General features: G+C 64.9%; 12 protein-coding genes. 6 read left to right on the top strand and 6 right to left on the bottom strand.

Features of this window, described 5'->3' with window-relative positions:
* Positions 1-112: 112 nt before the first annotated feature.
* From CO676_RS05170 to mutY, 3 genes are all read right to left on the bottom strand, one after another.
* Positions 113-1,150 carry a calcium-binding protein gene (locus CO676_RS05170; protein ID WP_014761438.1) on the bottom strand — a complete coding sequence of 346 codons (1,038 nt, stop codon included), beginning with the start codon at positions 1,148-1,150 and terminating at the stop codon, positions 113-115.
* 129 nt (positions 1,151-1,279) lie between these two features.
* Complete coding sequence (locus tag CO676_RS05165; protein WP_014761439.1) at positions 1,280-1,942, bottom strand: HAD family phosphatase; 663 nt, start codon at positions 1,940-1,942, stop codon at positions 1,280-1,282.
* Between the two features lie 56 nt (positions 1,943-1,998).
* A complete protein-coding gene (gene mutY / locus CO676_RS05160) occupies positions 1,999-3,087 on the bottom strand; it encodes an A/G-specific adenine glycosylase (protein WP_097519828.1) in 1,089 nt (362 codons plus the stop codon).
* 90 nt (positions 3,088-3,177) lie between these two features.
* Between mutY and CO676_RS05155 the strand changes: the two genes are divergently transcribed.
* The 5 genes from CO676_RS05155 to ppdK all read left to right on the top strand — a co-directional run bounded on the left by CO676_RS05155 (position 3,178) and on the right by ppdK (position 11,438).
* Positions 3,178-3,684: a DUF721 domain-containing protein gene (locus CO676_RS05155; protein WP_041413880.1), complete on the top strand. Its 507-nt coding sequence runs from the start codon at positions 3,178-3,180 to the stop codon at positions 3,682-3,684.
* 122 nt (positions 3,685-3,806) lie between these two features.
* The gene (locus tag CO676_RS05150; RefSeq protein WP_014761441.1) at positions 3,807-4,616 is read left to right on the top strand and encodes a DsbA family protein; all 810 of its coding nucleotides are present in this window, start codon (positions 3,807-3,809) and stop codon (positions 4,614-4,616) included.
* A gap of 140 nt (positions 4,617-4,756) precedes the next feature.
* Positions 4,757-4,906, top strand: coding sequence for a DUF559 domain-containing protein (locus CO676_RS05145; protein WP_245424256.1), 150 nt, complete (start codon positions 4,757-4,759; stop codon positions 4,904-4,906).
* A 226-nt stretch (positions 4,907-5,132) separates the two neighbouring features.
* Positions 5,133-8,594, top strand: coding sequence for a chromosome segregation SMC family protein (locus CO676_RS05140; protein WP_097519826.1), 3,462 nt, complete (start codon positions 5,133-5,135; stop codon positions 8,592-8,594).
* A gap of 147 nt (positions 8,595-8,741) precedes the next feature.
* Entirely contained in the window at positions 8,742-11,438 is a 2,697-nt protein-coding gene (ppdK, locus tag CO676_RS05135; protein ID WP_097519825.1) for a pyruvate, phosphate dikinase, read from the top strand.
* Between the two features lie 43 nt (positions 11,439-11,481).
* Here ppdK and CO676_RS05130 read toward each other — a convergent pair whose 3' ends face one another.
* Entirely contained in the window at positions 11,482-11,727 is a 246-nt protein-coding gene (locus tag CO676_RS05130) for a hypothetical protein (RefSeq protein ID WP_014761445.1), read from the bottom strand.
* Positions 11,728-11,905: 178 nt separating this feature from the next.
* On the bottom strand, positions 11,906-12,295 hold the full coding sequence (locus CO676_RS05125; RefSeq protein WP_014761446.1) for a hypothetical protein: 390 nt from the start codon (positions 12,293-12,295) through the stop codon (positions 11,906-11,908).
* Between the two features lie 259 nt (positions 12,296-12,554).
* On the opposite strand from CO676_RS05125, the gene CO676_RS05120 reads away from it, so the two are divergent.
* Positions 12,555-13,463 (top strand): DUF1499 domain-containing protein, encoded by a 909-nt coding sequence (locus tag CO676_RS05120; protein WP_097519824.1) that lies wholly within the window; start codon positions 12,555-12,557, stop codon positions 13,461-13,463.
* 6 nt (positions 13,464-13,469) lie between these two features.
* Here CO676_RS05120 and CO676_RS05115 read toward each other — a convergent pair whose 3' ends face one another.
* A complete protein-coding gene (locus CO676_RS05115) occupies positions 13,470-14,384 on the bottom strand; it encodes an MBL fold metallo-hydrolase (RefSeq protein WP_097519823.1) in 915 nt (304 codons plus the stop codon).
* Positions 14,385-14,391 lie beyond the last annotated feature (7 nt).

Raw genomic sequence — 14,391 nt, 5'->3', positions numbered from 1 at the left:
TCAGTCCCGGAAGGAGAGCTTTAAACGCCCGGAATCCGTGAGGATTCCGGGCGTTTGTATGAGAAAGCCCCGCCGTGTTCAAGCGGCAGGGCTTAGCATCGGATGTGAAGCGTCAGAGGAAGAAGTCGTCGACCCTCAGGCTGGTGACGCCATTGACCTTGATCTGGAAGTCGGCATAGCCGTCGCCATTGACGTCGCCGGACAGGACGCCGGAGCGGAAATTCAACTGGCCGGCGTCGCCCGAAAAGGCGCTGCCGCCGATGAAGGTGAATTTCTGATTGCCGCTCCAGGTCGTGTCCGCGTCGATCGTCGAAAGGTCGATGACGTCAAATTCGGAACGGTGGAAATCGGTGATCACATCGCGGCGGGAACCGACGGCCGATTCGCCGATCGCGTTGAAATCGAAACTGTCGATGCCGGTGCCGCCGACCAGATAGTCGAAGCCGGTGCCGCCGCGCAGGATGTCGGCACCCGAACCGCCATAGAGGTCGTCGTCGCCGCTGCCGCCGTCGAGGAAATCGTCGCCGCCAAGACCTTCGAGAATGTCGTGGCCACCAAGCCCGCGCAGCGTGTTAGCGACCGAGCTGCCGGTGATGTCGTCATGGCCGTAATTGGTGCCCGTGGCATTCTCGATGCTGATCAGGTCCTCGCGCCGGCCGGTGCCGGTGGTCGCGTATTTGTAGCCGAGGTCGATCGTGACGCCTTTGCCGCGCTCCGAACTCCAGTCGTCCTGGAACTGATAGCTGATCGAGTCGATGCCGGTGCCGCCGTTGAAATAGTTGTTGAAGCCGGCCGAGAGGAAGGTGTCGTTGCCGCTCTCGCCGTAATAGTCGCTGGCATAGCCGTCGATCTCGAAGCGGTCGTTGCCGCTGCCGCCGTAGACGACGTCGTAGGAGCTCGTATCGCGTGACCGGATGTCGGCGACATATATGTCGTTGCCGGCGCCCATGTAGATGTCGTTGCCGCCTTCGTAGGAGTTCACCACGAGGTCGTTGCCATAGCCCGCGTCGACAAAGTTGTAGCCGCCGTAGCTGTCGGTCCTGTTCAGGTAGATGTCATCGTCGCCGTCATAGGCATGGATCTCGACCGAGATATAGCCGTTCTGCTTGAGGATATCGGCGAAGTTCGTACCGTAGATGCGCGTTACCATTGCTAGACCTTTTCAGGGAAGGCGTTGAAATCTAACGCGGATCATGGAGTAAGGAAGCTGAATGGCGGGTGAACCGATTGCGGCGTTTTCGTGAATTCACCGAGCCCGTTCGATGCGAAAATCACGCGATCAGGCCGGTGTCGCCACTGCCGGACCAAGGTCATCAAGATCAGCCAACGGTTGCACGCCATAGGCGGCGAGATCGATTCTCAGCCTTTGGGCATCGGTGAAATGGACGGCATGCCAGCCGGCGGCCCGGGCGCCTTCCACATTGGCCAGGCTGTCGTCGATGAAGATCGTCGCGGCGGGCTCCAGGCCGTAGGTCCGGGCGTGAGTCCTGTAGATCTCGATGTCCGGCTTGATCAGGCCGACGTCGCCGGAAACCGTCACGCCGCGCGGCAGGGTGAGGAACGGAAAGCGCTTCTGCGCCTCGCGAAACGTGTCGGAGGCGAAATTGGTGAGCATCGTCACGTCGCGCCCCTCGGCGATCAGCCTTTCCATCAGTGCGACGCTGTCTCCATAGGCATGCGACACCATTTCGTGCCAGTGCCGCCTGAAGGCGCGAATCTGCTCTTCCCGCTCCGGGTGATCCCGGATCAAGAGCGTCTCGGCTTCCTCCCAGGAACGGCCGCGATCCTGTTCGATATTCCAGTCGTGGGTGCAGACATTGGTGAAGAACCAGCGGCGCTCCGCTTCGTCCGGGATGATCCGGGAGTAGGGGATCTGAGGATCGTAATGGATAAGAACCTTGCCGATGTCGAAAACGATGTGGCGGATGTCGACGCTGCTCATGGGCTATTCCTGAATGACTATGAAAACTGAGCGACCGGCAGGTGAGGTGCCCTGCATTACACCGCTTTGAACGCATGCGGTATAGCCTGCGCGATTGCTTTTTTCATGACGGTCGGCAGCGCCTGCGCCTTCAGCGACGCGATCGGCTCCCACCAGCCTTCGGCGCACGCCCCGGCCTGCGCGACTTTGGCGCGGTAGACCGAGAGGCGCAGCTCGAAATGCGTGAAGACATGGGTGACCGTGCCGCAGGCCTCCCAGGCCGCCGTGAAGGGTTGCGCCTCGATTGAGGTCTCGCCGTCGCGGCGTGCGGTCCAATCGGTGCCCGGCACCTCGGTCATGCCGCCGAGGAGGCCCGTCTCGGCGCGCTTGCGCAGATAGACGGCATCGGCCTTGTCGATCGCCACGAAAGCGGCGCCGAGGCGCAGCGGCCTTTCCTTCTTCGCCGCCTTTCGCGGAAATGTTTCCGGGTCGGCGACAGCGAGCGCAAGACAGCTTGCGCGGAAGGGACAGAGCGCGCAGGCCGGCCGCTTCGGCGTGCAGATCGTCGCACCGAGATCCATCATCGCCTGCGCGAAATCGCCGGGCCGGTCATGGGGCGTTAGTTCCGAGACAAGCCGTCGCATGTCCGGCTTGGCCGCGGGCAGCGGCGTTTCGATCGCGAAAAGGCGGGAGATCACCCGCTCGACATTGCCGTCGAGCACGGCGCTCTGCCGATTGAAGGCGATCGCCGCGATCGCGGCAGCCGTATAGTCGCCGATGCCGGGGAGTAACCTTAACCCCTCTTCGGTATCCGGGAAGCGGCCGCCATGCTCGCGCGCCACCGCCTCGGCGCATTTCTTCAGATTGCGCGCCCGGGCATAGTAGCCGAGGCCGGCCCAGGCCTTCATCACGTCTTCGGCCTCGGCCGCGGCAAGGTCTTCCACCGTCGGCCAGAGCGTCAGAAACTTGTCGAAATAGGCCTTGACCGCCTGCACCGTGGTCTGTTGCAGCATGACTTCGGAGAGCCAGACATGGTAGGGGTCGGCAACGGCGCCGCGAGCGGCCATCGGCGGCGAGACACGCCAAGGCAGATCGCGGTGGTGGCGGTCGTACCAGTCGAGCAGGAGGGGGGCGGCCTCGGTCGCCTTCAAGCTGTTCAGCGTCATTTGCCGGGGAGTCCTTTTCTGGCCTATACTTGGCCGACGCCCGCCCGAGCTTCAAGGCTCGATCGAAGTTGCGAACAGAAAGTCGTTCCGGTGAGTCAACAGAAGTCCCGCAAGGGCGTCGTCCAGATCAGCGAGGTTGCAAACGGACTGATCGATCCGGTGCTGGCCAAGCGCGCCGGCATCAACACGATGCTGCTTGGCTCCTGGGACGAGATCGCCGGCGCGGAATTTGCCGATTGCACGCGGCCGGAAAAGATCGCCTGGCCGCGCCGCGCCTCCGAAATCGGTAGCGATGGCGGCTACCAGCCCGGCGTGCTGACGGTCGCCTGTGAGGGCGCCAGGGCACTCTTCCTCACTCATGCCCAGGGCGAACTGATCCAGCGCATCAACGGCTTCTTCGGCTTCTATGCGATCGGCCAGCTGCGCATCGTCCAGAAGCCGGTCGCGGCTCCGCCCAAGCCCTACCGACGGCCGCGCCCGCTGACCGGCGAACCGGCCCGCCGGCTCGACACCATGGTCGAAGGCATCGAGAGCGAGGCGCTGAGGGCGGCGCTGAAGCGGCTCGGCACGGCCGTAATGTCTGAGCGCCGGAAGTAATTCACCATCAGGTGGTCACATTTCTTTGAATTCAGTTGAGAAACCACCCCTTGCCGCCTTGCGCGCGGCAAGTTATCGAAATCGCACTCCAGTTTTCCCCTCCTAGAACACGGGTCGAATTCATGTCCGCTTCCGAACTGAGCCTTCCGAAACGCCTCCTCAGCGGTGCAGCTGTCGCGGCGATCGCCCTCGTGCTCGCAGCCTGCAGCGACGAACAGAAGGAGGCGGCTTCCAAGGCGCCGACCGAAACGTCGGCGAGTGCGGATGCAACAACCACCGGCTCCACCAATACGGCGCCGGCTGTTAACCCGGCGAAGCCCGCCGGCACCGAAATGGCGCAGGCCGCCGCTCCGGCCGCCAAGGCCGAGCTGCCGCAGGCGGAAGGCAGCGTCGACGTCACGAAGCTGATGGAGCCGGGGGCACTGCCGGAAATGGCGCTGGGCGAGGCCAATGCGCCGGTGACGATCGTCGAATACATGTCGATGACCTGCCCGCACTGCGCCAACTTCCATAACAAGACCTTCGATGCCATCAAGGCGAAATATGTCGACAGCGGCAAGGTGCGCTTCATCGTCCGCGAGTTCCCGTTCGATCCACGCGCCGCGGCGGCCTTCATGCTGGCGCGCTGCGCACCGGAGGGACAGTATTTCCCGATGATCTCCATGCTGTTCAAGCAGCAGGAACAATGGGCCGCCGCGGAAAACGGCCGCGATGCGCTGTTGCAGATGTCGAAACTGGCCGGTTTTACACAGGAGAGCTTCGAGGCCTGCTTGACGAACCAAAAACTTCTGGATGATGTGAACGCAGTCATGCAGCGCGGCGCCAAGGAGTTCGGAGTGAAGTCGACACCGACCTTTTTCGTGAATGGCGAGCACTATTCGGGGGACATGTCGGTTGACGTTCTGTCGGCCCTCATCGACAGCAAGCTCTGATCCATCGCTTTTTCTGACAACGGGCGACGGCGGCGGCCGTGCGCCCGTTTTTTCAATGCCGCACACGGTGAGGTCTCGTCATGCCTCACGCTGACGTCTTTCCGAAAACCCGCGCCAATGCACGTCGTATGCGGGCCTCAATGGCTGAGGCCGAGCTGAAGCTCTGGAACGAATCGCGCGCTCATCGACTGATGGGTCTTTGTTTTCGCCGCCGGGTTCCCATCGCGGGCTACATCGACAATGTATGCAAGCACATCGTGCGGGTGATCGGGAAGGGGGCTTTCGAGTGAGGCGCTCGTGGCTCACCCCCCTCTGCCCTGCCGGGCATCTCCCCCGCAAGGGGGGAGATTCGCAAGCGGTGATGTTCCGGTCGACCAAATACCTTTCGCTTGGATCGACGGCGTCTGCGACCTTAATGTCGCGGAAAGCCGTGCTTCTTGCCGATCTCCCCCCTTGTGGGGGAGATGCCCGGCAGGGCAGAGGGGGGCACTCGCTGTCCACCCCAGTGTCCCGCCCATGAAATTCAACAAGCTTCGCCTGCTCGGCTTCAAGTCCTTCGTCGAACCGACAGAATTCATCATCGAGCGCGGCTTAACCGGCGTCGTCGGCCCGAATGGCTGCGGCAAGTCGAATCTCGTCGAGGCGCTACGCTGGGTGATGGGGGAGAACTCCTACAAGAACATGCGCGCCTCCGGCATGGACGACGTGATCTTTTCCGGATCGGGCAACCGGCCGGCGCGCAACACTGCAGAGGTGGGTCTCTATCTCGACAATGGCGACCGCACCGCGCCGGCCGCCTTCAACGACAGCGACGAAATCCAGGTGACGCGCCGCATCGAGCGCGAGCAGGGTTCGGTCTACCGGATCAACGGCAAGGAGGCGCGGGCCAAGGACGTCCAGCTGCTCTTCGCCGACGCGTCGACCGGCGCCCGTTCGCCGTCGATGGTCGGGCAGGGACGGATCGGCGAGCTGATCGCCGCAAAGCCCCAGGCACGCCGGCAATTGCTCGAAGAGGCGGCCGGCATTTCCGGCCTGCACTCGCGCCGCCATGAGGCCGAACTACGGCTGAAGGGGGCAGAGACCAATCTCGAACGGCTCGACGACGTCACCTCGCAGCTCGAAAGCCAGATCGAAAGCCTGAAGCGCCAGTCGCGCCAGGCCAACCGCTTCAAGATGCTGTCGGCGGAAATCCGCCGGCACGAGGCGATCCTGTTCCACATTCGCTGGGTACAGGCGAAGGAAGCGGAAGCCGAGGCGTCAAGTCAGCTGAACCAGATCACCGCGCTCGTTGCCGAGAAGGCGCAGGCGCAGATGGAGGCGGCCAAGCACCAGGCGATCGCCAGCCTCAAGCTGCCGGAACTGCGCGAGAACGAGGCGAAGCACGCAGCAGCGCTGCAGCGCCTGCAGATCGCCCGTGCGCAGCTCGAGGAGGATGCGGGGCGCATCCTGCGCCGTCGCGACGAATTGCAGCGGCGGCTTTCGCAGCTTGCCGAGGATATCGCCCGCGAGGAGCGGCTCATCGCCGACAATGCCGGCATTCTCGCCCGCCTCGACCAGGAGGAAGATGACCTCAGGGAGGCTCTTGCGGAGGCGGACGATCGCGCCGCGGAGGCGCGCGACAAGCTGGAGGAAGCCAATGAAAGGCTTTCTGGCAGTGAGGCGGATCTGGCCCGGCTGACCGCCGAGCGCGCCGAAGCGCAAGCGGCGCGCAATCAGCTCGACAGGACGCTGCGCGATCTCTCCGAGCGGCAGGGCCGCCTTGCCCGTCAGCTCGCCGAGCAGGCGCGCGACCTCGAAGGCCTCGATCGCCAGATGGCAGCACTCCCCGACCCGCACGAGAAGCAGGGACAGGTGGAGGCGGCGGAAGCGGCGCTGGAGGAGGCCGAGGCGGTGGTGGTCTCCGTCGAGGAGAGCCTTGCCGAAGCGCGAGCCGAGGAAGCGGCCACTCGCGCTCCCGTCGATCAGGCACGGGCACGGCTGAACGGTATCGAGACGGAGGCCCGGACGATTCGCCGGATGCTTGAGGCCACCGGCACCAGCACCTATCCGGCGGTCGTCGAGGACATCAAAGTCGAGCGCGGCTTCGAGACGGCGCTTGGCGCCGCATTGGGCGATGACCTCGATTCGCCGCTGGAGCAGGCGGCAGCCTCCCACTGGCGCATGCCCGGCGACCACGCGGACGATCCTGCCTTGCCCGCGGGCGCGGTGCCGTTGAGCGATTATGTCAGCGCCCCTGAGGCGCTCGGGCGCACGCTCCGCCAGATCGGCATCGTCGAAAGCGAGACGGAGGCCGAGCGCTTGCTGCCGCTCTTGAAGTCCGGCCAGCGGCTGGTGACGAAGGAAGGCGCGGTCTGGCGGTGGGATGGTCACGTGACCGGATCGGAGGCGCCGAGCGCCGCTGCCCTCAGGCTCGCCCAGAAGAACCGCCTTTCCGAGCTCGAGGCGGAGGCCGAGGATGCAGCCGTGGCCTTGCGCCAGGCGGAGGCGGATCTCGCCGCCGCCAGCGCGCGCATTCGCGCCGAGGACGAGCGGCTCCGCCTGTCGCGCGATGCCCAGAGGATGATTTCCAGGCAGCTCGCGGAGGCGCGCGACGCTCTTGCGGCGGCCGAACGCGCCTCGGGCGACCTCGCCCGCCGCCGCGCCGTGCTCGCCGAGACGAAGCTTCAACTCGAGGCCCAGGTCGAAGAGGTGGCCGAGCAAATCGAGGCGGCGAACGATGCGCTGGCCGAGGCGCCCGACCTCTCGGAACTCGAGTTGCGGCTGCGCACCCGGACGGCGGACGTTGCTGCGGACCGTGCCGCGGTCGCCGAAGTGCGTGCGGCGCATGATGGTCTCGCCCGCGAAAACGAGGCGCGTCTGCGCCGGCTCACGGCAATTGCCGGGGAACGCGAGACCTGGCGGGCGCGCGCGGCGAGCGCCGAGGAGCACATCGCCACGCTCCGCGACCGCGAGGCGGAGGCGCGCGAGGAGGTCGAGGAACTTATCGACGCGCCCGACGAGTTCGAGGAGAAGCGTCGCGCCCTGATGAACGAATTGCAGAAGGCGGAGACGGCGCGCCGGCAGGCGGCCGACGTCCTCGCGGAGGCGGAGACCCGCCAGCGTGAAGCCGATCGCCTCGCGGCGACGGCGCTTTCGGAGCTTGCCGAAGGGCGCGAGAAGCGCGGCCGGGCCGAGGAGCGGCTCGTCTCGGCGCGCGAACGGCGCGTCGAGATCGAGGCCCGCATCCTGGAGGCGCTTTCCTGTGCACCACACGAGGCGATGCGCCTGACGGGACTGGCCGTCGACGCGGTGCTGCCCGACATGCGCACCATCGAGCGGGAACTCGAGCGGCTGAAGATCGAGCGGGAGCGCCTCGGCGCCGTCAACCTGCGGGCTGACGAGGAACAAAAGGAGCTTTCCGAACGGCTGGCGGCGCTCCTCAAGGAGCGCGACGACGTCATCGAGGCGATCCGCAAGCTGAGGAGCGCCATCCAGAATCTCAATCGCGAGGGGCGTGAACGGCTGATTGCCGCCTTCGACGTGGTCAATGTCCAGTTCCAGCGGCTCTTCACCCACCTCTTCGGCGGCGGCACGGCGGAGCTGCAGCTGATCGAGAGCGACGATCCGCTCGAGGCCGGTCTCGAAATCCTCGCCCGACCGCCCGGCAAGAAGCCGCAGACGATGACGCTGCTTTCCGGCGGCGAGCAGGCGCTGACGGCGATGGCGCTGATCTTCGCCGTCTTCCTCACCAATCCGGCACCGATCTGCGTGCTCGACGAAGTCGATGCACCGCTCGACGATCATAATGTCGAGCGCTATTGCAACCTGATGGATGAAATGGCGGCCTCGACCCAGACGCGCTTCATCATCATCACCCATAACCCGATCACCATGGCCCGCATGAACCGCCTGTTCGGCGTCACCATGGCCGAACAGGGTGTGTCGCAGCTCGTCTCCGTCGATCTGCAGACGGCCGAGCGCCTGCGCGAAGCAGTCTGACAGCCGCGATCCTTCGAAAATTAGGCATCCGACCACGCGCCGCTGCATTTTTGATGCACTGCAGCAAAAATCTTCGCCGAGTGCATTTTCAGGCCGAACCATATACTGTAGACCGTCATCGAAACTGTTTCTGGGTGGAGAACAGGCATGACGAAATGGGTATACACCTTCGGCGGAGGCAAGGCCGAAGGAAGTGCGGGGGATCGCAACAGGCTCGGAGGCAAGGGCGCGAACCTTGCCGAAATGTGCAATCTCGGCCTGCCCGTTCCCCCCGGCCTGACGATCGTCACGGATGCCTGCAACAGCTATTTCGACAACGGCCGGACGATGCCCGAAGGCCTGCGCGAGCAGGTGCGCGACGGCATTGCCCGAATGGAAGAGATCACCGGACGCGTTTTCGGCGATACCGCCCGTCCGTTGCTTCTCTCCGTTCGTTCCGGCGCCCGCGCCTCTATGCCGGGCATGATGGATACGGTTCTCAATCTCGGCCTCAACGACCAGTCGGTGCACGCCCTGGGGCATGACGCCGGCGACGCGCGCTTCGCCTATGACAGCTACCGCCGCTTCATCCAGATGTATGGTGACGTCGTATTGGGCGTCGATCACGAGATCTTCGAGGAGATCCTCGAGGAAGAGAAGGGGCGGCTCGGCCACGAGCAGGACCCGGAGCTTTCGGCCGTCGAGTGGCAGCATGTCATCTCGCGCTACAAGGAGGCGATCGAGGAGGTGCTCGGCGAACCCTTTCCGCAGGATCCCGAGACCCAGCTCTGGGGCGCGATCGGCGCGGTCTTCTCGAGCTGGATGAACCCGCGCGCCATAACCTACCGCCATCTGCACGGCATTCCGGCCGCCTGGGGCACCGCCGTCAATGTCCAGGCGATGGTGTTCGGCAATCTCGGCAATTCGTCTGCAACCGGCGTCGCCTTTACGCGCAACCCGTCGACCGGCGCGAAGGAGCTTTACGGCGAGTTCCTGGTCAATGCCCAGGGGGAGGACGTCGTCGCCGGCATCCGCACGCCGCAGAACATCACCGAGGCCGCGCGTATCGCGTCCGGCTCGGACAAGCCGTCGCTGGAAAAGCTGATGCCGGAGGGTTTCATCGAGTTCGAAACCATCTGCCAGACGCTAGAGCGCCACTACCGCGACATGCAGGACCTCGAATTCACCATCGAGCGGGGCAAGCTCTGGATGCTGCAGACCCGTTCCGGCAAGCGCACCGCCAAGGCGGCGCTGAAGATCGCCGTCGACATGGCCGAAGAAGGCCTGATCTCGAACGAAGAGGCGGTGGTGCGCATCGATCCGGCATCGCTCGACCAGCTCCTGCATCCGACCATAGACCCGCATGCCCGCCGCGATATCATCGGCTCGGGGTTGCCGGCCTCGCCGGGCGCGGCGACGGGCGAGATCGTCTTCACCTCCGAGGAAGCGGTGCATGCCGTCAAGGAAGGGCGCAAGGTGATCCTGGTTCGCGTCGAGACGAGCCCGGAGGATATCCACGGCATGCATGCGGCTCAGGGCATCCTGACGACGCGGGGCGGCATGACGAGCCACGCCGCCGTCGTCGCCCGCGGCATGGGTACGCCCTGCGTCTCCGGCGCCGGCAGCATCCGCGTCGATCAGCGCGCCGAACTCCTGATCACCGCGAGCGTGACCCTGAAGAAGGGCGACGTGATTACCATCGACGGATCGTCCGGGCAGGTGCTGAAGGGCGAGATTGCCATGCTGCAGCCGGAGCTTTCGGGCGATTTCGGCAAGATCATGCAATGGGCCGATCAAAGCCGCCGCATGACGGTGCGCACCAATGCCGAAACGCCGGCCGACGCGCGCGCCGCCCGCTCCTTCGGAGCCGAAGGCATCGGACTCTGCCGCACAGAGCACATGTTCTTCGAGGACGACCGCATCAATGTGATGCGCGAGATGATCCTCGCCGAGGACGAGGAGGGCCGGCGCGCATCCCTTGCAAAGCTGTTGCCGATGCAGCGCTCCGACTTCGTCGAACTCTTCTCGATCATGCACGGATTGCCGGTGACGATTCGCCTGCTCGATCCGCCGCTGCACGAATTCCTGCCGAAGACCGACGAGGAAATCGCCGAAGTCGCCGGCGTCCTGGGGCTCGATCCGGCGCATCTGCGCCAGCGCGTCGATGCGCTGCACGAGTTCAATCCGATGCTCGGCCATCGCGGCTGCCGCCTGGCCATCTCGCATCCGGAAATCGCCGAAATGCAGGCGCGCGCCATTTTCGAGGCGGCCGTGGAGGCGGCGCGCGTCACCGGCGCACCGGTGGTTCCCGAGATCATGGTGCCGCTCGTCGGGCTGCGCGCGGAACTCGACTATGTCAAGGAACGGATCGATGCGGTCGCCAAGGAGGTGATCGGCGAGTCCGGCATCGGCATCGACTATCTGGTCGGAACAATGATCGAACTGCCGCGGGCGGCTCTGCGCGCCGATGTCATTGCCGAGGCGGCCGACTTCTTCTCCTTCGGCACCAATGACCTGACGCAGACCACCTTCGGCATTTCGCGCGACGACGCGGCCCAGTTTCTCGCCACCTATCAGCAGAAGGGCATCATCGAGCAGGATCCGTTCGTCTCGCTCGACTTCGACGGGGTGGGCGAGCTGATCCAGCTCGCGGCCGAACGCGGTCGCCGCACCAAGAACGGCCTGAAGCTCGGCATTTGTGGTGAGCATGGCGGCGATCCCGCTTCGATCCGCTTCTGCGAGGAGGCCGGTCTCGACTACGTTTCCTGCTCGCCCTTCCGCGTGCCGATCGCCCGGCTGGCGGCCGCACAGGCGGCGATCAACGGCAACGGCAAGGCGGAGACGCTGGCGCTCGCGGCAAGTTGACGGCTTTCTACGCTCGCCTCTGCCTCCAACAGCTTTCGCGTCACTACCAATAATAGGGCCGGCGCATCAGGAAGTCGTTGTCGTAGCGGAAGGCGCGCGACTCGGCGCGACGGTCCAGTTCTATACGCTGCAGGCAGGTCGCAAACGCATCCGTGCCGCGGCGAAAGCCGTAGGAGGCGCAGGTCGTTTCGTCCCTTGCGCGCCGCTCCTGCTGCGTCATCGTCTGACACCCGGCGAGAACCAAGCCTGCCGCGGCGAGTGTCAGCAGTCTCGTTGTCATCATGGTCATTCCTGCCTCCTGATCGGCGCTCGCTCGCGGAACAGAAATCGGCGGGGTGTCACTTCGTCTCTCTGCGTAATGACGTTGCAGCAGAGCGGGACGCATGAGCAACTGTCCGCAGGCGCGATACAACGGAAACAAGAATATCATCCGTCCGCTGCACGATGGCGATCAATCTCGGTTTGCCTCAGATCCGCTCGAGCACGTCGACGAAGGCATCGGCGAAGCTGGTAAGACCGGCGGTGCGCTCGCTCGGCTGCTCAACGCGGATCGAGCTTGCGTCCTCATCGAGGCAGACGAACAGGATCGCCGGCGTCTGGCCATCGGTTTGGCTATGGCGAAGGACGGCGATCGTAAGGCAATTGTCGACGAGGCCGGAGGCAGGCAGGACGAAAAGCAACTCGCCGCCGACATCGTCCGCCACCGTGCGGACAAAGGACGAAAAATCGTCCTTGCTGCCCGAGAAGCGGTCGAGCGAGAGTTCAAGCTCGAGCAGCGCCATTGGAAGGGCAGCATCTCCACCGGGGAGCGGTGGGGCAGGGGCGGCGATCTCCGAGCGTGTCTCCGATGCGGTCATGATCTCTCTCTCCGTTGTCACCGCGCCTCAACTCCCCCGGGCGCTGGCCGATGCCTCCATCCGGCAGGTCAGGACCTCGGCCGGAATGGTCGAGCTGAAATAACTGGTTAACGAGAATGGCGAATTTGCGGCAGAAGTACAACTGCTGCGCTCATACCCTTTTTGGACGAATTCAATGCGTGTGAAGGCTGGTAGTTCCCAGGCAAACGGCCATGGTCTAAGAAGGCGAGGTCTTTGCCGCGGGGATTGATTCCGTTTCATGATGGTCCGGTACGAGCGTCCCTATTCCCATGCTGCCCACTGGGCGCGCAGGTTTGCCCGCATCGGTTTCGTGGTTTTCGTGCTGTCGCTTGCCGCGCACCGCTTCGGTCCGCTGACGACGCCGCATTTTCTGGCGCTCGCCGGCTTCGCCGTTGCCTTTGCCCTGACAGCCGTGCTGCTTGCGGCCGTTGGTCTTACGCGCCTCTGGAAGGTGGCGGCAATCGGCGGGACGGCTTCCGTCTCGGCGCTCTTCTATTCGGCGCTTCCGCTCGGCTTCTTCGGCTATGGCGCCGTGCAATATCTGGCGCGGCCGGCGATCTATGATGTCAGCACCGATACGGTAACGCCGCCGCCCTGGATCAAGACGCCGGTCGCCGAGGAGAGCTGGATCAAGCGCAGGCCTATGGCGGCGCCCGAGGATCGCGAAGCGCAGATCTCTGCCTATCCGGGGCTTACGGGACGGCGCTACGATGGCGCTCTCGACCGCGTTTTCCAGGGCGTCCGCAAGGTCGTCGAGGAGACGCGCATCGGCATTACCGCGGAGCTCGGCGTCGAGAACGCACGCGCCGATCTCGAGGATCTCGCCGTCGGTGCCGGCCCGGGCGCAGATACGAACAGGGAACCGGAGGCCATTCCCGTCCCGGCCACGCGCCCGGAGCCCGACATCGATGGCGGCATTCCCGGGCGGCGCTCGAGCGATATCGTGCTGCAGGGCGAATGGCGCACGCTAATCGTCGGCTTTCGCTTCGACGTGCTGATCCGGCTGCGCGAGGAGGCGGAGACGACGCTTGTCGACCTGCGCGTCGCCTCGCGTTATGGCCAGCACGATCTTGGCATGGGTGCCATGTTTGCGGAAGACTTCCTGCGCGGGCTTGACGCGGAACTCCTGGGGATTGCTGGAGACTAAGCTCGCTCATCCGCCGACCGGTCGGTATTCGCCAAGGAGCGACGGAGCGCCGTTGGTCTCGATGCGGCCCTGCTCGATCAGGTCCTCGATATGGGCGAGCACCGACAGCGCCGCCGCGCCGTGCAGCCGCGGATCGGTCGAGGCGTAGATTACCTTCACCATGTCCGGGATCTTCCGGTCTCCGGCGCGCAGACGTTCCAGCACGGCGCGTTCGCGCATCTTTCGATGCGCTTTGAGCGCCCGCAGGAAGGCGGCAGGGTCGCTGACCGGGCCGCCGTGGCCGGGCAGGTAGAGCCGGTCGTCGCGCAGGAGCAGCTTGTCGAGCGAAGCCATGTAGTCGGCCATGGCACCGTCCGGCGGTGCGACAATGGTCGTCGCCCAGGCCATCACGTGATCGGCGGAGAAGAGAATGCCGGTGCCGCCGAGGCCGAAGGCCATGTGATTGGCGGTGTGTCCCGGCGTGGTGATCGCCGTCAGGCTCCAGCCGTCTCCCTCGATCCGTGCGCCGTCATGAAGGGCGATGTCTGGCACGAACTCCATGTCCGAGCTTTCGGCGAAGGGGTTGGTTTCGCCGGCGTGCAAGGGGCGGGCGGCCCGGTGCGGCCCTTCGCCGACGACAACGGCTCCGGTCGCTTCCCTGAGACGGCGGGCGAGGGGCGAGTGGTCGCGATGGGTGTGGCTGACGGCGATATGCGTCACCTCACGCCCTTCGAGCGCCGTCATCAGCGCATGGAAATGCGCCTCGTCCTCCGGCCCCGGATCGATCACCGCGACCGAGCGGCGACCGACGATGTAGCTATTGGTGCCATGAAAGGTGAAGGGGCCGGGATTGTTGACGGTGATGCGCTCAACGCCCGCGGCCACCGTCACCGCCTCGCCGTGGGCGGGCTTGAAATCGAGGTCGAATTCCGGTCCCTGCATGCGTCTC

The sequence above is a fragment of the Sinorhizobium sp. BJ1 genome (assembly GCF_002531555.1).
Taxonomy (GTDB): domain Bacteria; phylum Pseudomonadota; class Alphaproteobacteria; order Rhizobiales; family Rhizobiaceae; genus Sinorhizobium; species Sinorhizobium fredii_B.
Note: the sequence above shows the minus strand (reverse complement) of the source record. Positions and strands in the feature narration are given on the sequence as shown.

Coding starts and splice junctions, on each gene's coding strand:
- CO676_RS05170 (WP_014761438.1), bottom strand. CDS start 1,150: ATGGTAACGCGCATCTACGGTACGAACTTCGCCGATATCCTCAAGCAG.
- CO676_RS05165 (WP_014761439.1), bottom strand. CDS start 1,942: ATGAGCAGCGTCGACATCCGCCACATCGTTTTCGACATCGGCAAGGTT.
- mutY (WP_097519828.1), bottom strand. CDS start 3,087: ATGACGCTGAACAGCTTGAAGGCGACCGAGGCCGCCCCCCTCCTGCTC.
- CO676_RS05150 (WP_014761441.1), top strand. CDS start 3,807: ATGTCCGCTTCCGAACTGAGCCTTCCGAAACGCCTCCTCAGCGGTGCA.
- CO676_RS05145 (WP_245424256.1), top strand. CDS start 4,757: ATGGCTGAGGCCGAGCTGAAGCTCTGGAACGAATCGCGCGCTCATCGA.
- CO676_RS05140 (WP_097519826.1), top strand. CDS start 5,133: ATGAAATTCAACAAGCTTCGCCTGCTCGGCTTCAAGTCCTTCGTCGAA.
- ppdK (WP_097519825.1), top strand. CDS start 8,742: ATGACGAAATGGGTATACACCTTCGGCGGAGGCAAGGCCGAAGGAAGT.
- CO676_RS05130 (WP_014761445.1), bottom strand. CDS start 11,727: ATGACCATGATGACAACGAGACTGCTGACACTCGCCGCGGCAGGCTTG.
- CO676_RS05125 (WP_014761446.1), bottom strand. CDS start 12,295: ATGACCGCATCGGAGACACGCTCGGAGATCGCCGCCCCTGCCCCACCG.
- CO676_RS05120 (WP_097519824.1), top strand. CDS start 12,555: ATGATGGTCCGGTACGAGCGTCCCTATTCCCATGCTGCCCACTGGGCG.
- CO676_RS05115 (WP_097519823.1), bottom strand. CDS start 14,384: ATGCAGGGACCGGAATTCGACCTCGATTTCAAGCCCGCCCACGGCGAG.